Origin of the sequence: Paraburkholderia polaris (genome assembly GCF_012927345.1) — a bacterium.
GTDB classification, from domain to species: domain Bacteria; phylum Pseudomonadota; class Gammaproteobacteria; order Burkholderiales; family Burkholderiaceae; genus Paraburkholderia; species Paraburkholderia polaris.
In genome coordinates this window covers 26,522-50,818 of record NZ_JABBGJ010000003.1, presented here as the reverse complement: position 1 = coordinate 50,818, position 24,297 = coordinate 26,522, and the positions used below count along the sequence as shown (strand labels likewise).

Annotated in this window: 19 protein-coding genes; 5 read left to right on the top strand and 14 right to left on the bottom strand. The window is 63.4% G+C overall.

Going from position 1 to position 24,297, the window contains the following annotated elements; translation table 11 throughout:
- Positions 1-11: 11 nt before the first annotated feature.
- Together HHL24_RS02815 and HHL24_RS02810 are read right to left on the bottom strand one after the other, a co-directional pair.
- Complete coding sequence (locus tag HHL24_RS02815; RefSeq protein ID WP_169483875.1) at positions 12-1,010, bottom strand: sterol desaturase family protein; 999 nt, start codon at positions 1,008-1,010, stop codon at positions 12-14.
- Positions 1,011-1,041: 31 nt separating this feature from the next.
- Entirely contained in the window at positions 1,042-2,061 is a 1,020-nt protein-coding gene (locus HHL24_RS02810) for a YVTN family beta-propeller repeat protein (RefSeq protein ID WP_169483874.1), read from the bottom strand.
- 606 nt (positions 2,062-2,667) lie between these two features.
- Between HHL24_RS02810 and HHL24_RS02805 the strand changes: the two genes are divergently transcribed.
- Positions 2,668-5,412 carry a YadA-like family protein gene (locus HHL24_RS02805; protein WP_169483873.1) on the top strand — a complete coding sequence of 915 codons (2,745 nt, stop codon included), beginning with the start codon at positions 2,668-2,670 and terminating at the stop codon, positions 5,410-5,412.
- Positions 5,413-5,641: 229 nt separating this feature from the next.
- Here HHL24_RS02805 and hrpA read toward each other — a convergent pair whose 3' ends face one another.
- Entirely contained in the window at positions 5,642-10,033 is a 4,392-nt protein-coding gene (hrpA, locus tag HHL24_RS02800) for an ATP-dependent RNA helicase HrpA (RefSeq protein WP_169483872.1), read from the bottom strand.
- 23 nt (positions 10,034-10,056) lie between these two features.
- On the opposite strand from hrpA, the gene argA reads away from it, so the two are divergent.
- From argA to proP, 3 genes are all read left to right on the top strand, one after another.
- Positions 10,057-11,445, top strand: a complete 1,389-nt coding sequence (gene argA / locus HHL24_RS02795) for an amino-acid N-acetyltransferase (protein ID WP_169483871.1) — start codon at positions 10,057-10,059, stop codon at positions 11,443-11,445.
- A gap of 56 nt (positions 11,446-11,501) precedes the next feature.
- A complete protein-coding gene (locus tag HHL24_RS02790; RefSeq protein ID WP_035546551.1) occupies positions 11,502-11,777 on the top strand; it encodes an oxidative damage protection protein in 276 nt (91 codons plus the stop codon).
- Positions 11,778-12,603: 826 nt separating this feature from the next.
- Positions 12,604-14,106, top strand: a complete 1,503-nt coding sequence (gene proP / locus HHL24_RS02785; RefSeq protein ID WP_230417320.1) for a glycine betaine/L-proline transporter ProP — start codon at positions 12,604-12,606, stop codon at positions 14,104-14,106.
- Between the two features lie 225 nt (positions 14,107-14,331).
- Here the strand turns inward: proP and HHL24_RS02775 are convergent, their stop codons facing one another.
- The 11 genes from HHL24_RS02775 to HHL24_RS02720 form a co-directional block, all read right to left on the bottom strand.
- Positions 14,332-14,820: a metallophosphoesterase family protein gene (locus HHL24_RS02775; RefSeq protein WP_169483868.1), complete on the bottom strand. Its 489-nt coding sequence runs from the start codon at positions 14,818-14,820 to the stop codon at positions 14,332-14,334.
- A gap of 255 nt (positions 14,821-15,075) precedes the next feature.
- Entirely contained in the window at positions 15,076-15,870 is a 795-nt protein-coding gene (locus tag HHL24_RS02770) for a hypothetical protein (RefSeq protein WP_169483867.1), read from the bottom strand.
- Between the two features lie 2 nt (positions 15,871-15,872).
- A complete protein-coding gene (locus HHL24_RS02765) occupies positions 15,873-16,448 on the bottom strand; it encodes a TMEM175 family protein (protein ID WP_169483866.1) in 576 nt (191 codons plus the stop codon).
- A 175-nt stretch (positions 16,449-16,623) separates the two neighbouring features.
- Positions 16,624-17,010 (bottom strand): DUF488 domain-containing protein, encoded by a 387-nt coding sequence (locus HHL24_RS02760; RefSeq protein WP_169483865.1) that lies wholly within the window; start codon positions 17,008-17,010, stop codon positions 16,624-16,626.
- A gap of 85 nt (positions 17,011-17,095) precedes the next feature.
- Complete coding sequence (locus HHL24_RS02755) at positions 17,096-17,413, bottom strand: hypothetical protein (protein ID WP_169483864.1); 318 nt, start codon at positions 17,411-17,413, stop codon at positions 17,096-17,098.
- A gap of 128 nt (positions 17,414-17,541) precedes the next feature.
- Positions 17,542-17,889, bottom strand: a complete 348-nt coding sequence (locus HHL24_RS02750) for a cupin domain-containing protein (RefSeq protein WP_169483863.1) — start codon at positions 17,887-17,889, stop codon at positions 17,542-17,544.
- A gap of 91 nt (positions 17,890-17,980) precedes the next feature.
- Entirely contained in the window at positions 17,981-19,381 is a 1,401-nt protein-coding gene (locus HHL24_RS02745) for an FAD-containing oxidoreductase (protein WP_169483862.1), read from the bottom strand.
- Positions 19,382-19,565: 184 nt separating this feature from the next.
- Positions 19,566-19,754 (bottom strand): hypothetical protein, encoded by a 189-nt coding sequence (locus HHL24_RS02740; protein WP_169483861.1) that lies wholly within the window; start codon positions 19,752-19,754, stop codon positions 19,566-19,568.
- Between the two features lie 280 nt (positions 19,755-20,034).
- On the bottom strand, positions 20,035-22,344 hold the full coding sequence (locus HHL24_RS02730; protein WP_169483860.1) for a putative bifunctional diguanylate cyclase/phosphodiesterase: 2,310 nt from the start codon (positions 22,342-22,344) through the stop codon (positions 20,035-20,037).
- Between the two features lie 116 nt (positions 22,345-22,460).
- Entirely contained in the window at positions 22,461-22,667 is a 207-nt protein-coding gene (locus HHL24_RS02725; RefSeq protein ID WP_169483859.1) for a hypothetical protein, read from the bottom strand.
- Positions 22,664-23,230 carry a DUF4865 family protein gene (locus tag HHL24_RS02720; protein ID WP_169483858.1) on the bottom strand — a complete coding sequence of 189 codons (567 nt, stop codon included), beginning with the start codon at positions 23,228-23,230 and terminating at the stop codon, positions 22,664-22,666. Before HHL24_RS02720 ends, HHL24_RS02725 begins: the two co-directional genes overlap by 4 nt.
- A gap of 95 nt (positions 23,231-23,325) precedes the next feature.
- Between HHL24_RS02720 and HHL24_RS02715 the strand changes: the two genes are divergently transcribed.
- A complete protein-coding gene (locus tag HHL24_RS02715) occupies positions 23,326-24,189 on the top strand; it encodes a LysR family transcriptional regulator (RefSeq protein WP_169483857.1) in 864 nt (287 codons plus the stop codon).
- The last annotated feature ends 108 nt before the right edge of the window (positions 24,190-24,297 follow it).

The following is a 24,297-nucleotide window of genomic DNA, read 5'->3' as shown; positions in this document are numbered from 1 at the left end:
AGGAAGAATGCTCAAACCGGCGCGGCGTCGCTGCCCTCGGTGCGACGCTTTGACGAAAGCCGTCCGGCGATGCGCACGAAGGCAAGCCAGTGCTGCGCCCAGAAACCGTCACCGTAGCGCCGGCCTTCAAGTTGGTCACTGATACCGGTCGGCTCCATCTCCCGATTCCACGAGACGCTACGAAACAGCATGTCCCACCAGGGGAACAGCACACCGAAATTGCAACCGTACTTCAGGCCTTCATGGCCGTAGCCGATCGCGTGATGACGGCGGTGGAAAGTCGGACTGACCAGCAGGCGCTCGCCGAGCCAGCCGAAGTACAGACGAATGTTCGCGTGCTGCACGCTCTGCGCCAGGTTCGTGATCGCCACCAACACCACGAATTGCGACGGCGGCACGCCGATCACCAGTGCGATCACCGCGAAGAACGACGCTTGCAGCAGATCGTCGAGCAGATGGTTACGGTCGTCGGACCACAGCGACATCTGCTGCTGGCTGTGATGCACCGCGTGCAATTCCCACCACACGCCGATCCGATGCTCCCAGCGGTGGTACCAGTAACCGGCGAAATCGAGCACGAGCATATACATCACGAACGTGACGAGCGGCCGCGTCGTGACGCCCGGCCACAGATTGTCGAATTCGATATTCGCGATGTTGTGCAGCCGCAGCCAAGCCTGCACGGTGTCGAAAAACGGCTGTAGCGCGAAAAAGAAGAACAGGTTGAGGATGCCGAGCTTGGCGATCCACGTGTAAATCACGTCGACGCGCACTGCCTTGCGGTTTTCCCACTGCTCCACCGGGCGGAGCGCCTCGAGCGGGCGCAGGACCGCGTACATCGCCACCACCTCGAAGACGCCGACGATCACCCAATACAGGCTGTCGTAGGTATCTTCGTCATAGCCCATCAGATCGAAGCGGAACAGCAACGGCTGCACCACGTCGATGTACAGCAGCGTCTGCACCGCCGAGACGAAGCTGTCGAGAGAAGAAAAAATCAGATGGAACATGGTGCCGGCCTGTTACTTCCTTATTACAGCATCAAGCGCCGTTCGGCGCCGTGACCGGCGCGCGATTGAAGAAATAGATACCGTGCGGCGAACGGCCGACGGCAATCGTCTGGATCAGCTTACGCGTGTTCAGGTCGATGATGCCGATATGCTTCGCAAAGCGGAAGGTAACCCACAGATAGCGTTTGTCGGCGGAAAGCTCCATGTCGTCCGGCCCCGGCATCAGGCCGGTGATGTCGCCGACGTTGGTGAGCGTGTCTTCGTCAATGATGCTGATCGTGCTCGCGACACGGTTCGACACCGCCACATGCTTACCGTCAGCCAGCGAACGGAAATTGTGCGCACCCTTACCTGTCTGGATCGTTTTGACGATTTTCTGGTTGCGCCAGTCGACCACGGCGACGTAATCCGCGCCGGTCATGCCGATCAGCAGGTACTTCTCGCCCGGTGTCATCCACAGGCCGGCCGGCACCTTGCCGACTTTCATCTTCCACTTGACGGTTTGCGTGGCCAGATCGATCGCGGCCAGCTCACCCGACACCTGCAGCGTGACGAAAACCGTCTTGCTGTCATTGGTGAACGCCATGTGGCTCGGCATCACCGCGAGCGGCAGACGCGAGGCCAGCGCCATCTGGTTTTTCTGGCTGTCGTAATGATAGATGTCGAGGCGGTCCAGACGCAGCCCGGTGGTGACGAGCCACTTACGGTCGGGCGAAAAGCCGATCTGGTAAGGATCCTCAATGTTCTCGACCCAGCGCTGGACCTGGCCCGTCTTCGGGTCGACGAACATCAGGTTGTTGGATACCGAGTTGGCGACGATCAGCGACGAATTGTCCGGCGTGGCCATCAGGTGATGCGGTTCCTTGCCCGTCGGCACCGTGCCGACGACCTGGCGGGTGGTCTCGTCGATCAGGCTCAGCGTGGCTTCGCCGGAATTGAGCACGATCACGTTGTTGGCGTGGGCCGCCGGAGAAAAAAAGCCTGCGGCGGCGACCAGTGCCACACCTGCGGCGAACGCGGCAGTCAAGCCGGGAAGAAAAAATTTACGCATGAAAACTCACTTCGGAGAACAACCGTCATTGTAGAACGTTTGCCGGGGCCGGCGGTTGATGTAGATACCGGTTTGACGCGTCGAGAAACAGGAGCGCGGCCGGACCCAGACACGATTCTGTCAGCGATTTCCGACGCCTTGATGACACGCAGTCGGATTTGCGTAAGAAAGTCGGCAACTAATCCGCATCGGATCAAATAAATTTTAAAAACGATAAATTATTACATTCTTATGTTGTTGATTTTTTCATAAGACAAAACAAGACTATTCTTTATTTTTAACAACTAAAAAACATTTACTCAAATTTAAATACAACGAGTTATTTATTTTCACCCATTTAGGAATTTGCTTATTCCGCCCTCCCCCGCCAGGTCTGACAATCCCGCCGATCATCGCCCATGCACTTAATCCAGTGGACTTAAGAGCGTGACGCAGGCGATTCGGACGCGCGAATAATTCAGCAGGACACGGAAAACGGACGACGGAAATAACCGCGGTCGATATGTTCTATTTGTGCGCGAAAAATCAGGGCGATGACGCCTTTTTCGAATCAGCATGCTTTCACGTGCCGTCCATGCTCGTAATTCCGCGGAGTTTTCTGAAAGCATGAATAAAATTTACAAATCGGTCTGGTGTGAAGCGACGGGAACGTGGGTGGCCACGTCGGAAACGGCTCGGTCGAAGACGAAACGCGGCACCGCGCGGAAACTGGCGATTGCGCAAGCGGTGTTGGCTGGGGCGGCGTTGATGGGTGGGGTGTCTGTAGCACATGCTCAGAGCACCGCGGCAACCTATTACTTTGCCGCCGATCCGTCGACCGCCGGCTTGACCCAGAATGCGCAAGCCACGGCAGCCGGAACCGTTGCTGCCGGTGGCGGAGCGCTTGCATCGGGGCAGAGCTCGGCAGCAATCGGCGACGGGGCAAAAGCAATGGACGTCGGCGCTGTCGCATTGGGTACCACCGCGCTCGCGTCCCAAAGAGGTGCTACCGCAATCGGCTTTAGCACAGTCGCCAGCGGAGTCAGTTCCACGGCGAACGGATCCGCGGCCTGGGCAACAGCCGACTACAGCACGGCACTCGGAGGCCTCTCCAACGCCTTGGAGCAAGGCGCCACCGCACTAGGTGCGTACAGCACGGCCATGGGAACCAACGCTGTAGCGCTCGGCTACGGCGCGACCGCATCGACTGCCAATAGCGTCGCCTTGGGCGCAAACTCGACCACCACCGCCAATCTGAATGCGGCAGCTGTCGTGCCGACCGGCGCAGGCGCCACACCCGTCGTCGCCACCACCACAACCGGCGAAGTATCGGTCGGCTCCGCCGACAATGAACGCCGTGTGACGAACGTCGCGGCTGGCGCTGCCCCCACCGACGCAGTCAATGTCAGCCAGTTGAGCGCTGTCGACGGCAAGGTCAATACGCTCGCCCAAAGCGGCACCCTGCGCTACTTCAAAGCTGATGGCGCCGGCGATGATTCCGACGATGCAGCCGCAAACGGCACGCACTCAGTCGCAGCCGGCGCAAACGCCAGCGCTACGCAGACCAATTCCGTCGCAGTCGGCTACAACGCCTCCTCGACCGATAGAAGCTCGACTGCGCTCGGTGCCAATTCCGTTGCCGACGCCTCGGTAGCCACCGCAGTAGGCGCAGGTGCAGAAGCAACGGGCGCGGCCGCCACTGCGATTGGAGCCAATTCATCCGCAACGGCATTGGGCAGCGTCGCGCTCGGCAACATGGCTGAAGCCAGCGCCGACGGTTCCGTCGCATTGGGCCAAGGTTCGAGCGCCGCTGCGGCTGGTTCTGTCGCGTTGGGCCAAGGCTCAGTCGCCGATCGCGCCAATACCGTTTCGGTCGGCTCGGCCGGCAGCGAACGCCAGATCACCAACGTCGCAGCCGGCACGGAAGCCACCGACGCCGTCAACGTCAGCCAGCTGGCTGCCGCCACCGCCAGCGCGTCGCGCTATTTCAAGGCGACCGGTATCGACGGCAGCGGTGACGATGCGTCCGCCACCGGCGACCACTCGGTCGCAATCGGCAGCGGCGCCGGCGCGTCGGGCGAGAAATCTTTTGCCGCCGGTACGACCGCGTTGGCGAACGCCTCCGACAGCACCGCAGTCGGCACCCTCGCCACAGCAACCGGCACGATCTCGACGGCGGTCGGCGCCAACTCCGTCGCCAGCGACACGGGCGACACGGCAGTAGGCGGCGGCGCAACAGCAACTGGCCCGCTCGCCACCGCGATCGGCAGCAATTCCTCGGCCACCGCATTCGGCAGCGTCGCGCTCGGCAATATGGCCGCGGCAACGACGGCCGGTTCGGTTGCATTGGGCCAAGGCGCGAGCGCCACAGCCGACAACTCCGTCGCACTCGGCCAAGGCTCGATCGCCGACCGCGCAAACAGCGTCTCGGTCGGCTCGGCAGGCAGCGAACGTCAGATCACCAACGTCGCAGCCGGCACCGCCGACACCGACGCCGTCAACGTCGCGCAGTTGAAGGCGGTCAGCGACCAATCGGCCGCCACTGCCGCCAAGCTCGACGGCGCAGTGATGTACGACCAGAACGCCGACGGCACCGTCAACAAGAACAGCGTGACGCTCGGTGGCGATGCCGGCACCGCGATTCACAACGTCGCGGACGGCGTCGACGCAAGCGATGCGGTCAACCTCGGTCAGTTGAACGCGGCCATCAACGGCGCGGTCAGCAACATCACAGTCAATACCGCCAACCCGTTCTTCAGCGCGGAAGGCGATCGCGATACCGAAGGCGCGGTAGCAACCGGTACGCACTCCGTCGCTTCAGGTGCGAACGCGCAAGCCACCGGAACGAACGCGGTGGCCATCGGCGCGAACTCGATCGCAAGCGGCAATAACGCCACCGCGCTCGGCGCCTCAGCGAACGCGAGCGCCGACAACGCGGTCGCGTTAGGCCAAGGCTCAGTCGCGGATCGCGCGAACACGGTGTCGGTCGGCGCTGCGGGTGCGGAGCGTCAGATCACCAACGTGGCAGCCGGGGTGCAAGGTACGGACGCAGTCAACGTCAATCAGTTGCAGCAGAGCATGAACGGCGCGGTCGGTCAGGCCAACAGCTACACCAACGACCAGATCCGCTCCGCTCGCCGCGATGCCTACCGCGGCACGGCAACGGCACTGGCGGCTGCGGGCTTGCCGCAAGCCGTATTGCCGGGTCACGGCATGGTCGCAATGGCTGCGGGCACCTACGGCGGCCAGTCGGCAATCGCCATCGGCGTGTCGCAACTGTCTGAAACCGGCAAGTGGGTCTACAAGGTGCAAGGCACCTCGGACTCGCGCGGCCAGTTCGGCGCGTCGGTCGGCGCCGGCATGCATTGGTAAGACGCGGGACTGGCTCGACCTGAGCCAGCCACCGTAATGGCTTTAGCGTTGTTGTAAAAGCAGCGAGCGGGCGCGGGTCCGGAAGGGCCCGCGCCCTTTACGCGTGGTGTCATTCTCACAAGGAGTGATGTCACGCGCTTTTTTTGCGCGCGGCAAAGCGTTGCACCTCGCAGCCCGCCGCCGCGCCCAGATGGAACCGTCACGCGCAGCGTCCCACCCCACGCGGCACTCAGCGCTGCATCGATTCCCACACTTTGTAGAGACGCTTCACGGAAACAGGCATCGGCGTACGCAACTCCTGAGCGAACAGCGAAATCCGCAACTCCTCCAGCAGCCAGCGGAATTCCGACAAGCGCGGGTCCAGCACGCCGCCGCGCTGCGCGACCGCGCGCTGGTAGTTCTGCAAGAGCGGCTGGAATTCAGCGAACTGCCGTGCATCGCGCGCGGAGTCCGCCTTCAGCTTGTCGATGCGCATCGCAATCCCTTTCAGATAACGCGGAAAGTGCGCCAACTGCGGGTACGGCGTGTCGACCACAAAGCGCTTTCCGATCAGTCCATCGAGCTGGTTCTGCATATCCGCATACGCCGCCGTGAAAGACTTTGCCTGCACCAACTTCTTCGTCACGGTCGCGTATTCGCTCAGAATCTGCCCCACCAGCCGCGAGATTTCCTGAGCCAGCAAAGTCAGACGGCTGCGGCCTTCGTCGCGGCGCGTATGAAAACTGACGTCATCGGCCGGCAGCGGATCTTGCAGACAGGCACGGTCGAGCGCGGTGTCGATCAGTTGATCCCGCAGCTCCTCCTGGGTGCCGCGCGGCATGAACTGCATCGCCATTTCGCGCAAACCCGGGAGATTCTTCTCCAGGTACTTGATCGGCTCTTTCAGTTGCAACGCGAACAATCGCCGCAACCCTGCGCGATGGATGCGCGCGGCCTCGTCCGGTGAATCGAATACTTCGACGTCACAGTGCGTGCCGCGATCCACTAGCGCCGGATAGCCGAACAAAGTCTGGCCGCCACGGCGAATTTCGAGCAACTCGGGGAGCTTGCCGAAATTCCACGTCGTCAGCTTTTCGTACAGCGCGGTGCCTTGCGCGCCGTCTCGCGGCGCAGTTTGCGGACCGGCCGCAGCGGCACCCTTGCCTCGCGACGCCGCTCCGCCTATCGCGCCGGCTGCTCCACTCGCTTGCGCGCCAGCGGCCACGCCGCCACCGCCGCCCGCATCCGCCAACGCCGCCCCAGCCGCGCCCGACGCAATCTTCTGAAAATGCTGCTGCGCCTGGCCGCCGAGCTCGGCGCGCAGTTGCGACATATTCCGGCCCATCGCGAGCTGCCGCCCGTGCTCGTCGACGACCTTGAAGTTCATGAACAGATGCGGCGTCAGCGTCTCGAGCTTGAAGTCCGATTGCTTCATCGCGACCTGGGTCTGCTCGCGAATGTCCGCGATCAGCGACTCGAGGAACCCGCCCGCGCCGAAGCGTGGACCGCTATGCCGTTCGACGAAACCCGCCGCATACTCAGGCAGCGGCACGCAATGACGACGCAGCTTCTGCGGCAACGATTTCAGCAACAGTTGCGCCTTCTCTTTCAGCATGCCCGGGACGAGCCACTCGCAACGCCGCGCGTCGACCTGATTCAGCGCATACAGCGGCACCGCGAGCGTTACGCCGTCGCGCGGGGAACCCGGTTCGAAGTGATAGGTGAGCGCCATCTCGACGCCCGCCATCGTCATGCGCTTCGGGAACAGGTCGGTCGTGACGCCGGCAGCTTCGTGCCGCATCAGATCGTCGCGCGACAGATACAGCAGACGCAATTTGTCTTCCGGCTGACCGCTCTTTTTCACCTCGTCGCGATACCAGCGTTCGAACGATGCGCCCGTGTAAATGCCTTGTGGCAACGCCTGATCGTAGAAGCCAAAAATCAGTTCGTCGTCGACCAGCACGTCCTGGCGGCGCGACTTGTGTTCGAGTTGCTCGATATCGGCGAGCAGCTTGCGGTTGTGCGCGAAGAACGCGAGCTTCGTATCGAACTCGCCTTCGACCAGCGCGCCGCGAATGAACAGCTCGCGCGCACGCGCCGGGTCCTGCTTGCCGAAGCTCACGCGCCGCCGGTGGTAGATCGGCAGACCGTACAGCATGGCGCGCTCGAACGCCGACACCTGCGCCGCGCGTTTTTCCCAATGCGGCTCGGACAACGATTTCTTCAGCAAATGCTCGCCGATCTTTTCGATCCATTCCGGCTCGATCTTCGCGATGCAGCGTGCGTACAGACGGCTCGTCTCGACCAGTTCCGCGGCCATCACCCACTTGCCGGCCTTCTTCACCAGCGCCGAGCCCGGCCAGAGGTAGAACTTGATGCTGCGCGCGCCGAGGAAATACGGTTCGTCGTCGGCTTTCAGACCGATGTTGCCGAGCAGGCCGGTCAACAACGCGAGGTGAATCTGCTCGAAGGTCGCTTCGGCCTCGTTCAGACGCCAGCCGTGCTCGCGCACCACCGTCAGCAGTTGCGAATGCACATCACGCCATTCACGCAGCCGCAGTTGCGACAGGAAGTTCTTGCGGCACTCGTCCTGCAATTGCCGATTCGACTTCTTGTGCGCGATCGCTTCTTCGAACCAGTTCCAGATCTTCAGCCATTGCAGGAACTCGGAACGCTCATCGGCGAACCGGCGATGCGCCTGGTCAGCCTGCTCCTGCGCTTCGATCGGCCGGTCGCGCGGGTCCTGCACCGACAATGCGCTGGCGATGATCAGCACTTCCTTCAATGCCTGCTGATCGCGCGCGGCGAGAATCATCCGGCCGACGCGCGGATCGAGCGGCAAGCGCGCGAGTTCGCGGCCGAGCGGTGTGAGCTGGTTGTCGTCGTCGACAGCGCCGAGTTCATTGAGCAGTTGATAACCGTCGGCGATCGCGCGACCCGGCGGCGGTTCGATGAACGGGAAGGTTTCGATGGCCGTCAGATGCAGCGACTTCATCCGCAGAATCACCGACGCCAGCGACGAACGCAAAATCTCCGGATCGGTGAAACGCACGCGGCCCTGGTAGTCGCTTTCCTCGTACAGACGAATACAGATGCCATCTGCGACGCGCCCGCAGCGCCCCGCCCGCTGATTCGCGGCGGCCTGCGAGATCGACTCGACCTGAAGCTGTTCGACCTTGTTGCGATACGAGTAGCGCTTCACGCGCGCAAGCCCGGTATCGACCACATAGCGAATGCCCGGCACCGTCAACGAGGTTTCGGCAACGTTGGTTGCCAAAACGATGCGACGCGCGTTCGAGGTTCGGAACACGCGTTCCTGTTCGGCCGCGGACAAACGTGCAAAGAGCGGCAGAATTTCCGTATGCGGCGGATGATGCTTGCGCAGCGCCTCGGCTGCATCGCGAATTTCGCGCTCGCCGGGGAGGAATACCAGCACGTCGCCGGGACCTTCACGGCACAACTCGTCAACCGCATCGACGATCGCTTCCATCAGATCGCGATCAGTCTCGCGCTGGGTTTTCGGCCGCTCGCGCTCACGGGAAGAAGGAGAAGAGCCTTCCGCCGCCTTCACCGCCGGACTGTCCTCCGCGACCGGCCGATAGCGCACCTCGACCGGATACAGGCGCCCGCTCACTTCGATCACCGGCGCGGGCTTTTCTTCGCTGCCGAAATGGCGTGCGAAGCGGTCCGCGTCGATCGTCGCCGAGGTCACGATCAGCTTCAGATCGGGACGTTTGACGAGGATTTCCTTCAAATAGCCGAGCAGAAAATCGATGTTCAGGCTGCGCTCGTGCGCTTCGTCGATGATCAGCGTGTCGTAGGCTTTGAGCAGCGGATCGGTCTGCGTTTCGGCGAGCAGAATGCCGTCGGTCATGAGTTTGACCGACGCTCCCGGCGACAGATTGTCGGTAAAACGCACCTTGTAGCCGACCACTTCGCCGAACGGCGTGCCGAGTTCTTCGGCGATGCGGCGGCCCGTCGCCGATGCCGCGATCCGGCGCGGCTGCGTGTGGCCGATCAGACCGGTGCCGCCCGCGCCGAGACCGCGCCCGAGTTCGAGGCAGATTTTCGGCAACTGCGTCGTCTTGCCGGAGCCGGTCTCGCCGCAGACGATCACGACCTGATTCTGCGCGATCGCCTTAGCGATCTCGTCGCGGCGGCCGGATACCGGCAGCGCTTCGGGGAATGTAATCGGCGGAATCGGGTTCGGTTCGACGACACGCTGGGCGCGTGGCGGCCGCGGCTCGCGACGGGGCTGGCCGTTTTGCGCATCGCCTGCTTGCGGCGATTTCTGCGCGGGCGCACCGCCTTGCTGATTGGCACGTCCGTCGCCACGCTTCGGCTGATTGGGATCTCGCGTGCTTTCGGACTGTGCGCGCCGTTCAGCGCCCTGCTGCTGGCGTTGGCCGCGAGGCGCGTTCTGCGCGCGCCCATCGTCGCGGCGCGCGCCCTGTGGCTGGTTTTTTTTCTGTGCGGACACGCGCGCGTCATCCGCGGCGCGCAGGGACTCACGTGCGCCTGGTGGCGTGTTGCGGGTAGCGTCCTGCGCATCGCGGCGCTTCGCGTCGCCGGCATTCACCTGATCGGCGGCCGGCGTCACATTCTCGTTCGCCGTAGCGGGACTTTTGGGTACATTCGACATGGGGGCGCATTATAATCCCCGGCATGAATTCCCAAACCGACCTCGTCCCCGCGCCTGCGAGCGCTCCGGCCCCCACCGGAGCAACGGAAAATCTCGCCCAGCACGCGCAATTCGTCGACTGGATGCGCTCAGTCGCCCCTTACATCCATGCGTTCCGTAACAAGACGTTCGTCGTCGGTTTCGGCGGCGAGGTGGTGCATCAGGGGCTCCTGAATGCGCTCGTGTCCGATATCGCGCTGCTGCAAGCCATGGGCATCCAGATCGTTCTGGTGCACGGCTCCCGACCGCAGGTCGAAGAGCAGATGAGCCTGCACGGCGTGGAATCCGAGTTTTCGCACGGCATGCGCATTACCGACGCGCGTGCGTTGGAGTCCGCGAAAGAAGCGGCCGGCGAAGTGCGTCTGGATATCGAGGCGGCGATCAGCCAGGGTCTGCCGAACACGCCAATGGCGCACGCGCATATCAGCGTGGTGTCCGGCAACTTCGTGACGGCACGCCCGGTCGGCATTCTGGACGGCGTCGATTTCGCCCACACCGGCGTGGTGCGCAAGATCGACGCGGATTCGATCCGCCATTCGCTAGCGAGCCGCAAGCTGGTGCTGCTGTCGCCGCTCGGTTTCTCGCCCACCGGCGAGGCATTCAATCTGTCGATGGAAGATGTCGCCTCGGCGGCGGCCATCGCGCTGCGCGCCGACAAGATCGTGTTCCTGACCGAAACCCCGGGCCTGATGGAAACCGGCGAAGACGGGCCCGAACTGGTTCGCGAACTGTCGCTCGACGACGCCTACAAGCTGCATGAAAGCGGCGAAGTCACCGGCGACGCGGGCTTCTACCTGAAGCATTCGATCCGCGCCTGCCGCGGCGGCGTGGCACGGGCGCACATCATCCCCTACGCGCTCGACGGCAGCCTGCTGCTCGAACTGTTCCTGCACGACGGCGTGGGCACGATGATCTCGTACGAGAACCTCGAAAGCCTGCGCGAAGCCACGCCGGACGACGTCGGCGGCATTCTGTCGCTGATCGAGCCGCTCGAATCCGACGGCACGCTGGTGCGGCGCGGCCGCCACCAGATCGAACGCGACATCGACCATTTCTCGGTGATCGAGCACGATGGCGTGCTGTTCGGCTGCGCGGCGCTGTATCCGTACCCGCAGGAGCGCATCGGGGAAATGGCGTGTCTGACCGTCGCGCCTGAAGCGCAAGGCACCGGCGACGGCGAGCGCCTGTTGAAGCGCATCGAGCAACGCGCCCGCGCACGCGGTCTCACACGGATTTTCGTGCTCACTACGCGCACCGAACACTGGTTCCTGAAACGCGGCTTCGTCAAGGTCACGGTCGACGACCTGCCGGAAGACCGTCGCCGGCTCTATAACTGGCAGCGCAAGTCGCTCGTGCTGATGAAACAGCTCTGAGCGTCCCCATATAAAGCGACTGCCCGCCCCACATCTGATTAACGGAGAAGCACAGCATGACTCGTATGGTTCAATGCGCGAAGCTCGGCAAGGAAGCCGAAGGCCTCGATTTCCCGCCGCTGCCGGGCGAACTCGGCAAGCGGATCTACGAAAGCATTTCGAAGGAAGCCTGGCAGGCCTGGTTGAAGCAGCAAACCATGCTGATCAACGAAAACCGCCTGAACATGGCCGACCCGCGTGCACGTCAATACCTGATGAAGCAGACGGAAAAGTTCTTCTTCGGCGAAGGCGCGGATACGGCGCAGGGCTACGTGCCGCCGACAGCCGAGTAAGCACTTTCGGTTGCCCCCCAGCATTGGCGACCAATGCCAGACGAAAAATCCGCGCCGCGAGCGCGGATTTTTTTCGCCTGTTTTTTCGCCTGTTTGCCCGCGTTTCGCTGCTAGATACGCCAGATTTTTTATCGCCCCGTTCGCCACTCGATGCAGCACATTTTCGTCGAGCCTTTCGCCGCTACTTTCGTCGGCTTCCCATTGCGCCATGCGCCGTTTTTGGGCCTCGCCAAAATTCACTAACCGGACCATTTTCGGCCACTTTTAAGCCGCCTTTCCATACCGTCGCAATCCGCTGAATCCCCCACCACACGCGGGATTGAGCGCCCTCCGCCGACTTGCGGCCAGATCCCGGGTTTGCACGATCATCTGTCATCGTGCTATCATGTTCACCGTTCCAACAGCATTTCACCCTCAGTCGCGTTCTTTTCAAGCTGGCTCACCGTGCCGTTTTCCCTGCACGCCGCCGCGCTGAATTGAATAGTTTTTATACAAGAAGGCTCGTCGGTCGTTTCACCGCTTCAGCCCGCATCATAAGCGGCGATCCAGCACCGGCCTTTTTCGTTTCAAGCCTTCCAGCGGCGCATGGGCCAGCTTTCAGCCACCCCAGCGTCCTCATGCATCTGCCCCCCTTCCACGGCCACGCAGATGCAACAGTCAGCACAATCTAGACGAGTGTTTTTTCGCGAATAATTCGCGAGGCACGGGCGTTTTATTTTCTTTTTCACGCCCTCTTCTATCGCCTCCGGGCGAAAGAGACGCCATCGCTCTACTCGCGAAACTGCACTTCCCCAGCACCCGTGGCGGAACGTTCATGCGCGTTTTCATGAGTTTCGTCGCAGTCATTGGAGTTTTCACCTTGACCGCTTCCAGCAACGGCTTCTGGCGACACCACAAAGAAGAACAACGCCTCTCCCTCGACGACATCACCGTCGTCGACAAATCTCTCCTGAAGCGAGCCGTCGGCGCCATGGCGCTCGGCAACGCAATGGAATGGTTCGATTTCGGCGTGTACAGCTACATTGCTGTCACGCTCGGCAAAGTGTTCTTCCCGTCGTCGAGCCCGTCCGCCCAGTTGATCGCCACCTTCGGCACGTTTGCCGCGGCGTTCCTCGTACGGCCGGTCGGCGGCATGGTGTTCGGGCCGCTGGGCGACCGCATCGGCCGTCAGCGCGTGCTGGCCATGACGATGATCATGATGGCAATCGGCACCTTCGCGATCGGCCTGATTCCGAGCTACGCAACAATCGGCATTTTCGCGCCGGCGTTGCTGTTGGTCGCGCGGCTGGTGCAAGGCTTCTCGACGGGTGGCGAATACGGCGGGGCCGCCACCTTCATCGCTGAATTCTCGACGGACAAACGCCGTGGCTTCATGGGCAGCTTCCTCGAGTTCGGTACGCTGATCGGCTATGTGCTCGGCGCCGGTACGGTCGCGGTCTTGACGGCGACGCTGTCGCACGACGCACTGCTCTCGTGGGGCTGGCGTGTGCCGTTCCTGATCGCGGGCCCGTTGGGCTTGGTCGGCCTCTACATCCGGATGAAGCTCGAAGAAACGCCCGCGTTCAAGAAGCAGGCCGAGCAACGCGAAGCCGAAGACAAAGCGCTCCCGAAGCAATCGTTCCGCGAGCTGCTCATGCAGCAATGGAAGCCGCTTCTGCTGTGCGTCGGCCTCGTGCTGATCTTCAACGTCACCGATTACATGGCGCTCTCGTATCTGCCGAGCTATCTGTCGGCCACGCTGCACTTCAACGAAACGCACGGTCTCTTCCTCGTGCTGCTCGTCATGGTGCTGATGATGCCGATGACGCTGGCAGCCGGCCACCTATCCGACACGATTGGCCGCAAGCCCGTGATGCTGTTCGGTTGCGTGGGTCTGTTCGCGCTGTCGATTCCCGCGCTGCTGCTGATCCGCATGGGCACGGTGCTGCCGGTGTTCGGCGGCCTGATGATTCTCGGCGTGCTGCTGTCGTGCTTCACCGGCGTGATGCCGTCGGCACTGCCGGCGCTGTTCCCGACCAGGATCCGCTACGGTGCGCTCGCGATCGGCTTCAATATTTCGGTGTCGCTGTTTGGCGGGACAACGCCGCTCGTGACGGCATGGCTGGTCGACAGCACCGGCAATCTGATGATGCCCGCGTACTACCTGATGGGCGCGTCGCTGATCGGTATCGTGTCGGTGTTTGCGCTGCGTGAAACGGCCCGCAAGCCGTTGCTCGGTTCGGGCCCGTGTGTCGCAACGCGTGCAGAAGCGCATGCCGTGCTGCGCGGCGAACGTGAAGCGGCGGAGATGGAGGAAGGCTACGCTGCCACCGCTACGGCGCGTGCCTGATCCTGGATTGCGCGGTAGCTAGCCGCCGCTGAAGTAGTACGCGTATCGCCTACGTGTCACGTGCAGTAGCGAGCGCCGGGCAGCCGCGTCCCGCCGGCGCCGCCCAGATACTGCTTCACCACTTTCAGCTTTAACCGCTCACTGTACTTCGCCATGAAAAACACCCCAAAGGTTGGATCGGTGTCCAATTTTTGGGGTGCAGTTCAAATTTGCCGGCCCGTTTTTTTACGTCACCAAAGAATCGAACGTCGCGCTTGCGTGCGCGCCTTCAATGATCAGCAGCCCAGCGGAAATCGGCAACTTGAAACGCCTCGGTCCGGCGCTGCCTGGATTGACGAACAGCACCCCGTCGCGCTCGCTGATCGCGGGCTTATGCGAGTGCCCCGTCACGACCACGTCGATGCCTTCACGACGCGGATCGTCGACCACGTCGGCGATGTCATGCACGACTAGGATCGTTACCTGTTGCACGGTCAGCTTGACGTGTGTCGACAGCAACGCGACCGGTTCGTCGATGTCGTTATTGCCGCGCACGGCGGTGACCGGCGCGATCTGCGCGAGTGCATCGAGCACTGCCTGTTTGCAGATATCGCCCGCGTGGATGATCGCATCGCACCCTGCGAGGTACTGCAGGACTTCAGGACGCACGAGGTTGTGCGTGTCGGAGATCAGGCCGATTCGGGTGGCGGGGGAGTTGTGAGTGCGCGAAGTCATGATGCCAGTATCGGGCAAACGGCCTCAGTCTGCTTGCAGCGGTTCGGCGGGTTCACGCGTTCAATCCGTCTGCGACCGCCCGACGAGTTCACACGTTCAACCCGTCTGCGACCGCCCGACGAGTTCACGCGTTCAACCCGTCTGCGGCCGTCTAGCGAGTTCACGCGTTCAATCAGCCGGCAGCCGTTCAACAAACCCACACGATCAAATCTGCTGCGGCTGTTCGCTGAGTTCAAACGCTCAATCCGCCGACTGCTACTCGGCAAGCTCGCGAGTCAAGGCCTGCACCGGCCGCCTCGTGCCAAGCATCCGCTTGGTCGCGCCCTGCACCGCCACCGACACCATCGACGCACACGCAAAGCTCAACCACACGCCATAGTGCGGCAGCATCATCGCGGTCACGGCAAAAAACGCCGCGAACGAGCCGCGCCCGATCACCATGCCGCGCATCAACAATGCGACAAAGTCCGCGCCATGCGCGCGCTGCGCCGACACCGCGAGCACGATGCCGAGCAACGGAAACACGGACAGCAGCCCACTCCACGTCGCACCCATCGACGCAGACAGTGTGGTCACCGCAACCGTCAGCAGCGCGCCGGCGAGCATGCGCACTGCGAGGTCGCCGAGCCCGAGGCGCGCTGCCGGCACGTGGCCCATGACACGCGGCAAGCCGTTTTGCGAAATGGCCACAGCGACACAGCCCGCGGCCACCGCCCACATCAGTCCACCCGGCAAATGCGTGAGCAGCATCGCAACGCCGACCCACCCGAGCATGCCGGTCGTCAGCGCCAACGGCCACGCTGAACGCCGGCAAGTCCACGCATACGCAAAATTGAACGCCTCGGATGCAGCAATCGCCGCGATCGACGCCGCCGACGCCTGCGCTGCGAACGCCGGCCCACGCTCCAGCGCGAGCAGCAAAACGATCGGGCCGGCCACCACCGGCAGCCCCGCTAGCCATCCCGCCACCGACGGTCCCCACACACGCCCCGCCACAGTCAGCGCGGCGAGAAACGCGGGCACTAGCGCGAGCTTGAGCGCAAGCAACATGCTTATGCTTCCATCAGGTGTTCGATGCGCCGGTCGGGCACCAGCCACCACGCCGCGGCCAAAGTGTAGAGCCCAGCCGAAAGCCACGGCTGAACAAATGCCAGCGCAATGCCCGCCAGATAGATAACGACCGAGACCTTGCCCTTGAAGTCGTTGCCGACCGCCTTCGCGATCGTCGACTCCGTGCCGTGCTCGCGGATCAGCACGCGGGTCAGAATGAAATAGGCAATCGCCGACATGAACAGCACAGCGCCGTACGTCGCGGTCGGCCACGAAGCCAGATGGCTTTCGCCGATCCAATGGGTGACGGCCGGCAGCAACGACAACCAGAACAGCAGATGGAGATTGGCCCACAGCACCGAGCCGTTGACCTTCTGCACGGCATGGAACATGTGGTGATGATTGTTCCAGTAGATGCCGACGTAGATGAAGCTCAGCACGTAGGCGCAGAATACGGGAATCACGGGGCGCAGCGCGGCGAGATCGAAGCCTTCCGGCACCTTCAACTCGAGCACCATGATCGTGATGATGATGGCGATTACACCATCGCTGAAGGCTTCGACGCGTCCCTTGCCCATCGGTCGGTTTCCTGATTGTGTAGTCGCGATTGTGAAGACGTGCGCTTGCGGGCATGGCGCACCGCAATTGCCGGCCGGACACGCAGTATGCGGGCCGCCCAGGCAGGCGCGCGCTGCCGATTATCGGCGATCGCAACGGGACTTGTCGAATGCCGGTCGAATGCGTACGCACGCATCACCTTATCAGCGCACCCCGCTCGTCCAACAACTGACGAAGAATGCTGCGATGGCACCGGCTTTCGTCCTCGCAGTAGCAGCCGATGGCAAAGTGCGTCGTTTTTGACAATGCGGCAAGCAGGTCCAACACCTTACCGGCATCGCTGCCATTCATCTCCGCCCGGAATTTTTTCGCAAACGCGGCCCACTCTGCGTCGCTGGCGACCGCCTTTGCTTCTTTCACCAACTCCGCATCAGGCGACAGATTCGGCAGCCACACATCGTAGTAGTCGCGGGTGCTGAATTCCGTCCGCGGTACTCCGCGTGGCGGTCGCCGAACGGTACCGATACGCAGCCCTTCGTCGGCTGTCCTCGGAGACCCAAGCTGGACGATGCTGATGCTCATGTTTTTTCCCTGACTCGTGGTGGATGCGCGACCGTTCCCCGCGGGGTCGACAAGCGCCGTCCGTCAGTGGTTCTGGGATGCAGGCTCAACGTCTCGTGCCCTTCATGGCCTCGATTTCCATGGCCGCGTGCAGTTCCTCGCTGGCTTCAATCGGGTCCATCGACTCGTCGATCGAAGCCGCCGCACGCTCCGCGACTGCTTTCGTTTCGTCGAAAATGGGATCAAATTCCGCGTCGTCATCGCCCGGGGGCTCCAGCATGTCCCGAAGCATGGCCGCCAGATCTGGCGTGTCCCACTCCGCGCCCTGTTGCTTCTGTCTCTTGATGTAGTGCCTGACTTCCGCGTCCTGTTCCGGGGTCAACGGAAGACCGCGAAAAGTGCTTTTGGGGTCGGCATCATTCATGATTTTGCTCCCGGATACGTGCCAGTTTGAGTGTAATCCCGTTACGGTGAGGTGATCTCAGCTATCGGCCATTACCCATCACCTCGTTTGACGCTGTCGGGCGCCATCTGGCGCTGTCCAGCGCTCAATCAGCGGCCAACGCCAGGGTAATAAACCGCCAGCCACACGCTCGGCTCGGTGTCGCTCGTCCATGCCACCCGATGCCGGCAATGCGCTTCAATCAGCACGTGGTCGCCGGGTTTCATCGGATGCGGCTCACGCTCGCCTTCGAATTCGAGCGTCGCCGCGCCGCTCAGCAGGACGACCCACTCGGCGCGCGGACTGTCGTACCAGAAGCCCGGCGGGCTGGCGTGCCCCCTCGAGACGATCCGCTCGATGCTCACGCCGGCTTCTTCCACGAGCGCCTCGACTTGCTCGTCAGGGCTCGCCGGCGCGCTGAGATCGAAGAGATTGCCGCTATCGATTACGCGTTTCATCGCTTGTGCTCCGGCTATGCTCGTCACCTGCATTCGCTGCGCGTTTTTGCCCATCGCGCTCGTCACCCGGTTTGCCACGGGAACGCACCGTTCATTTCATCGGCTTGAGTCCATCGAGCAAGGTCGGCACCAGTTCGCTGATGGTCGGATGAATGTGCAAGGCGTACTGCAAGGTCGGATACGGCGCGCCGGCCGTCATGATGTCGATGAACGTGTGCACCGCTTCGTCGCCCTCGATGCCGTGAATCGCCGCGCCAAGAATCTGCTTGCTCTCTGCGTCCACCAGCACCTTCATGAAGCCGTCGGTCTCGCCGCGTTCGCGGGCGCGGCCTACCCGCGTCATCGGCATGGTGGCGATCAGCGCGTCACGGCCGGCCTTGCGCACGTCGGCCTCCGAGAGCCCGACGCGCGCGAGCGGCGGGTCGACGAACACCGCATACGCCATGATCCGCGTGTCGACGCTGCGCGCGCCGCCGGCGAGCAGATTGGCCGCGACGATCTGAAAGTCGTCGTACGAAGTGTGGGTAAAAGCGCCGCGCCCGTTGATGTCGCCGATCGCCCAGACGCCCGGCACGTTGGTGCGCAACTGGCCGTCGACGGGAATCGTGCCGTGCCGGTCCGTCGCGATGCCGGCGGCGTCGAGGCCGAGGTCGTCGGTATTGGGTTCACGGCCGGTGGCGAACAGCAGGTGCGAGGCTTCGAGCGCGGGAATGTTCTGCTCAAAGCCGATGCACACCTCGTTGTCTCGATGCGGATGCGGCTCGACCCGCGAGGGCTGCACGCCGAAGACAAACTCGACCCCTTCGCGCGCCAGCACCTTCTGCACGGAGTCGGCGAAGTCGGCATCCTCGCGCGTCAGCACCCGCTCGCCGCGCACCAGCACCGTCACCCGGCTGCCGAAGCGGCGAAAAATCTGCGCGAATTCGAGCGCGATATAGCTGCCGCCGACAATCGCCAGATGGCCCGGCAATTCCGTCAGTTCGAGGAGGTTGGAGTTGGTGTAGTAGCGAATTCGCTCGAGCCCTTCGAGCGGCGGCACGACTGCGCGCGTGCCGGTATTGATGAAGATTTCGTCGGCGCTGAGCTCCTCAAACACCGCGCCGTCCGAGCCGCTGATGGCGAGCGTATGCGCGCCGGTGAAGCGCGCGTGGCCGGTGAAGACGGTGACGTTAACCGCGCCGCGCAGCCATTTCTCGACGCCGTCGCGCGATTGGCCGATGATCCTGTCCTTGCGCGCCTTGACCGCTGCCAGATCGACGCTGACCGCCCCGCTCACCTGCACGCCCAGCTCCGCGGCATGGCGGGCCACGTGGGCCGCCCGGGCGCTGGCCACATAAGACTTGGTCGGCGTGCAGCCGACATTCACGCAGGTCCCGCCGAAGGCCGCACGTTCGATGACTGCGGTTTTACGGCCACTTTCACCGAGACGCACAGCGAGCGGCGCACCGCCTTGTCCCGTACCGATCACGACTGCGTCGAAGTGCTGTGGCATGGCAGATCTCCCGAGGCTGGGGGGCAGGTCGTAGCATCTTACCCTCAGCGCCTCGCGTTGCCGTGATCGCCCTTTCTGATTGTTTCTGTTGCGCTGCGCAAGGCGGCATATCGGTTTGCGATCCGTGTTCGCCCCGCCGAGGGGTCGGCGCCGGCCGACTGGTGGGGATTGCGCCTGGTTGTGTTCAGGCGTGGCAGTGCACGGCGCAGATCAATTCGCGCGAGCGTTGCAGCGCGGCCTGTGCGCCGCGCGTCGCGACGACCCAGCCGACCTGCCCAAGGTTGAAATCCTGCGACACCATCACCTGCATGAGGGCGACCATCGGCAGGACCACCGATGGCCGATAAAGCTGGTTTGTAATTAAGGCTGGCATAACGGCTCCCATCGCGCTGGGCCGCTTCGGCACGGCGCGGAATTTACATTCGATGGGAGGATTTTAGGGAGATGGGGGGCGCGGATAAATACCGGGAACGCGAAGGCACTTGTTCGTCAGACTGAACAATCGGGTCTGGGCGCCCCCGGCAGCCGGGTCCGGCTGCGGTATTAACCCGCCCGGTGAAGTGGGTTTGCGGCACCCGTGGCGGTGGCGGTGGCGGTGGCGGTGGCGGTGGCGGTGGCGGTGGCGGTGGCGGTGGCCGGAAGCGCCAGGACAATCAGGACGCGTCGGCCAGCCCCACCTGCGCGTCACACAAACTACGCGCATAAGCACTCGCTCCCACGGGCCGGCTATAAAAATACCCCTGCTGCTTGTCGCACGCGATCCCGCGCAAAAACGCCGCCTGTTCGGCGGTCTCCACGCCTTCCGCCGTGACATTCATGCCAAGCGAATGCGCCATCGCCACCACCGCCTGCGTGATCGCAATCGAATCGCGATGATCCGGCAATCCCGCGACGAAGGAGCGATCGATCTTCAGGTTATGCAGCGGAAACCGCTTCAAATACGACAGTGACGAATAACCGGTGCCGAAATCGTCGACGGAAATCCGCACGCCCATCGCGCTCAATGCGCTCAGCATCGGCAAGACAGCGTCGCTGTCGCTCATCAACAGCCGTTCGGTGATCTCCAGTTCCAGTGCCTCCGGCTCGAGTCCGGACTGCTCGAGACAGTGCTCGATCCGCTGCACCAGGCCGCCTTTGAACTGGCGCGGCGACAGATTCACCGCAACGATCAGATCCGGCGCCAGCGTTCGCCGCCATTGCGCGACCTGCTCGCAGGCCCGCGCCAGCACCCAGGCGCCGATCTCGACGATCAGGCCGGCATCTTCGGCCACGGGGATGAATTCCACCGGCGAGACATTGCCCAACTCGCTGTTGTACCAGCGCAGCAGCGCTTCGGCACCGATCGTGCGGCCGCACTGGCTGTCGACGATCGGCTGATACACGAGGCTCAGTTCGTTGGTGGCCAGCGCGCGCCGCAACGCCTGCTCGATCAGGAAGCGGCGTTGCAGATGCTGATTCAACTCGGCCGTGAAGAACTGAAAATTGTTGCGGCCGCATTGTTTCGCGTGGTACATCGCCGAGTCGGCGTTGCGCATCAGCGTGGGCACGTCCTGGCCGTCTTCGGGAAACAGACTGATGCCGATCGACGCGCCCATGTAGTACTCGATGTCCGCCACCGCGATCGGCACCGCGATCGTGTCGAGAATGCGCTGGGCGAGCGCGATCAGATGACCCGTGTTTTCGTAAGCGCTGACCACGATCACGAACTCGTCGCCGCCCACGCGCGCGAGCGTGTCGTCCAGCGCGACACATGCCGACAGCCGCTCTGCCACGCTGCACAGAAGCGCATCCCCCGCCTCGTGACCGGCGGTGTCGTTGACCTTCTTGAACCCGTCCAGATCGACGAACAGCACGGCGACCCGCGCCAGCTCGCCCACCCCGGCCACCCCACCCGGCTCGAACAGATCGCGCATTCGCTCGGCCAGGTAGGCGCGGTTGTAGAGGCCGGTGAGTGGATCGCGGGTGGCCAGAAACTTGAGCTGCCGGTGCGCCTCGCGCACGGGCCCGATGTCGGTAAACGAGATCAGCACCGAGCTGGGTTCGCTGTCGCCCGGCTTGATGATCGGCACGACATTTTCAGTAATCCAGATGACATCGCCGTCGGTCAGCTCCAGACCGATCGTGACGCCGAGCAGGGGTTTGCCGGTCGCCAGCACTCGAGTGGTCGGGCGATCGGTCTCGGTGACGATGGAACCGTCCTCGTGATACGCACGCACCATCACCGTCAGAATGTCGTGGCCGATCAGGTCGGCACCCGCCCGCAGAATGCGCTGCGCGCTCGGATTGCAGGCCAGCACCACGCCGTCGCGCGACTGCACGATGATGCCTTCGTTCAGATGGTTCACAACCAGCCGGTGATGCTCCTCGCTGTGCGCGAGGCGTTGCGCCATGGCGTCCTGATGGACCGCGAGACCGACGCTGTGGCCGATGTCGTAGAGCATCGCCGCTTCTTCGGCGCTCGGTCGGCGCGATGTGCGGTGATAGACCGCGAACGCGCCCAGCACCGTGCCGGCATCGTTTTCAAATGGCACCGACCAGCACGCTCGCAAGCCGAGCGGCAACGCGAGGTGCCGAAAATCGGCCCACAGGGGATCGGTTTCGATATCTTCGACAGCGACCATGCGCCGCTCGTACATCGCGGTGCCGCAGGATCCGACCCGTGGGCCGATCGCGACACCGTCGATCGCGGCACTGAAGTGCGCCGGCAGCGATGGTGCGCCGCCCACGCGCGCGCGTACGCCGTCCGCGTCGAGCAGCAGGATCGAACAGGTCGCACCATCGCCCAGCAGCGCTTCCGCGCGGCGGCATACTTCATCGAGCAATTCCGGCAGCGGGGTGTTGCGGGTAATCAGCCGCAACACCGTACGCTCCGACGCCAACACCCCTTCGGCCCGGTCCGGCCCGTAGCGGGTGCCCTCAGGCGTTGCTCCCATCGTGCAATCTGATGTCGCTTCGCGTGTCATTTGTGCGCCCCCTAACCCCACATCGGCAAGTTAGTGTACGCGGCGCACCGGGGTTTACGCGAGACCGGCGCACTTTAATCGCGATGCATAGCGCGCGAAGTGCATGGTCCGGCCGCCTACCCGGTCAGCCAATGAAGCGACAACACCATTAACACAGCGAATCCGACGATCGCACCCGCCGTCAGCGCCAGCCCTGCCAGGTGTGCGGCCAGCGCGACGCGGGCATCGAGCGGCGCTGGCCGCGCGGGTTGAGAAGGGATCGCCGACGCGGCTGTCAGACCCGTTTCACCCGCCCTACTGCCGGAAGCGCCGCTGCCGCTCACTTCAGGCTCGCGACGCCCGGCCGCGCGAGATGCAGCACCTCGTAGACCGTGCGACCCGCCGTGGCGACCGGTGCCGCCGCCGAGAGCGTGAGACGGATCAGCTTCCAGTTGGCGACATCGAGCGCGCAGACCACGGCGACCGTATCGTCCTGCTCCGCGATGTGACGGTTCTGCTGCGTATGCGCGGCGCGCAACTCGGCGCGGTTGTCCTGCTCGCCGATCGGCTGTTCGTCGCGATACAACGCGAGCGCCCGTTGCGCCGGACCTTTGCGGGCATCGAGCGGCAGCCACGTTTCGACATCGGGACGGCCGAAGTCGTCGATCACGTTCTGAAAGCGCGAGCCCATGAAGAAGTCGGCGGTCTGCTCGGCGTCAAGCCAGAGATACACCGCGGAATACACGTTCGCGGTGGCGCCATAGCGGCCCCGCTCACGGAGTACAAAAGCCTTGAATCCCAGCCCCTCGGTCGCGTCCCACAACGGGCCACGCCGCGTCGCGCGCTCGCGGATGATCCCCATGTCGTAGGTGGACGGCAGACGGTGCGAATACTGTTTGGCAAGCATGGCGAACTCCTTGTGGTATCGACTGGTGGTGAGCTTGCGCCGGCGCGATCATTACAGCAAGATATGGTGATTTATATCTGCGATAAAGTTTCGATATGTCAGCACTCTCCCGTCCTCTCGATCTGGATGCGATCCAGGCCTTTGTGCTGGTTGCGGATCTCGGCAGCTTCACGCGCGCTGCCGAAGTCATGGATACGTCACAGGCCGCGATGAGCCTCAAGCTCAAACGGCTCGAAGCGCGCCTGGGCTACCGCTTGCTGGAGCGCACGCCGCGGGCGGTGAGGCTCTCGCCGCGCGGCGATGCCTTCATCAGCGCCGCCCGGCAATTGCTGCTCGCCCACGAGCGGGCCCTGGCGGGGACCGCCGACGCGCCGGAACGCCGGCTCAAACTGGGCATCAGCGACCACGTGGCGGGGCCTAATCTGCCGGCGTTGCTGGGACGGCTCGCGGCTTACGATCCGCTGCTCGTGATCGAGGTGCGCATTGCCGCGTCACGCGACGTGCTGGCATGGTTCGAGCGCGGTGAAGTCGATGCGGCAATCGGCCGTCGCGAGGGCGATCGCCGCGATGGGCAACTGCTGGCTGAGGAGCGGCTTGGATGGTTCGCGGCGCCGGGCTGGCAACATCGCGCGGGGCAGCCGCTCAAGCTGGCGACGCTCGCCGCGCCGTGCGGGATTCGCGCGATTGCCACGGACGCGCTCGATGCGGCCGGGATTGCGTGGACCGAAGTGTTCGTCGGCGGCGGCGTGATGGCCGTCGGCGCGGCCGTCAGCGCAGGGCTCGCCGTGGCCGCGCTGGCGCAGCGCGTAGCGCCGGCGGGAGCGGTCGAGGTCGGCGAGCAACTCGGCTTGCCGCCGCTGCCGACCTCAAAGGTGGTATTGCATACGCGGCTGAGCGACCCGCGCTCGCAGGAAACCTTGCGCGCGGTCAGTTCGGCGTTTCTGAACGCGGCGTACTGAAGAGAAGCGCCGGCTCGCCGTGTGGCCAACGCGCGGACAGCGATGGCGCTACAGCGAACGCTCTCAGACGGGTTCCGCTCGCGCTTCGCGGCGATGCGGAACCCGAAT

Bases quoted from the DNA above. Each gene is read 5' to 3' on its own strand.
- HHL24_RS02815 (WP_169483875.1), bottom strand. From the start codon at position 1,010: ATGTTCCATCTGATTTTTTCTTCTCTCGACAGCTTCGTCTCGGCGGTG.
- HHL24_RS02810 (WP_169483874.1), bottom strand. From the start codon at position 2,061: ATGCGTAAATTTTTTCTTCCCGGCTTGACTGCCGCGTTCGCCGCAGGT.
- HHL24_RS02805 (WP_169483873.1), top strand. From the start codon at position 2,668: ATGAATAAAATTTACAAATCGGTCTGGTGTGAAGCGACGGGAACGTGG.
- hrpA (WP_169483872.1), bottom strand. From the start codon at position 10,033: ATGTCGAATGTACCCAAAAGTCCCGCTACGGCGAACGAGAATGTGACG.
- argA (WP_169483871.1), top strand. From the start codon at position 10,057: ATGAATTCCCAAACCGACCTCGTCCCCGCGCCTGCGAGCGCTCCGGCC.
- HHL24_RS02790 (WP_035546551.1), top strand. From the start codon at position 11,502: ATGACTCGTATGGTTCAATGCGCGAAGCTCGGCAAGGAAGCCGAAGGC.
- proP (WP_230417320.1), top strand. From the start codon at position 12,604: ATGAGTTTCGTCGCAGTCATTGGAGTTTTCACCTTGACCGCTTCCAGC.
- HHL24_RS02775 (WP_169483868.1), bottom strand. From the start codon at position 14,820: ATGACTTCGCGCACTCACAACTCCCCCGCCACCCGAATCGGCCTGATC.
- HHL24_RS02770 (WP_169483867.1), bottom strand. From the start codon at position 15,870: ATGTTGCTTGCGCTCAAGCTCGCGCTAGTGCCCGCGTTTCTCGCCGCG.
- HHL24_RS02765 (WP_169483866.1), bottom strand. From the start codon at position 16,448: ATGGGCAAGGGACGCGTCGAAGCCTTCAGCGATGGTGTAATCGCCATC.
- HHL24_RS02760 (WP_169483865.1), bottom strand. From the start codon at position 17,010: ATGAGCATCAGCATCGTCCAGCTTGGGTCTCCGAGGACAGCCGACGAA.
- HHL24_RS02755 (WP_169483864.1), bottom strand. From the start codon at position 17,413: ATGAATGATGCCGACCCCAAAAGCACTTTTCGCGGTCTTCCGTTGACC.
- HHL24_RS02750 (WP_169483863.1), bottom strand. From the start codon at position 17,889: ATGAAACGCGTAATCGATAGCGGCAATCTCTTCGATCTCAGCGCGCCG.
- HHL24_RS02745 (WP_169483862.1), bottom strand. From the start codon at position 19,381: ATGCCACAGCACTTCGACGCAGTCGTGATCGGTACGGGACAAGGCGGT.
- HHL24_RS02740 (WP_169483861.1), bottom strand. From the start codon at position 19,754: ATGCCAGCCTTAATTACAAACCAGCTTTATCGGCCATCGGTGGTCCTG.
- HHL24_RS02730 (WP_169483860.1), bottom strand. From the start codon at position 22,344: ATGACACGCGAAGCGACATCAGATTGCACGATGGGAGCAACGCCTGAG.
- HHL24_RS02720 (WP_169483858.1), bottom strand. From the start codon at position 23,230: ATGCTTGCCAAACAGTATTCGCACCGTCTGCCGTCCACCTACGACATG.
- HHL24_RS02715 (WP_169483857.1), top strand. From the start codon at position 23,326: ATGTCAGCACTCTCCCGTCCTCTCGATCTGGATGCGATCCAGGCCTTT.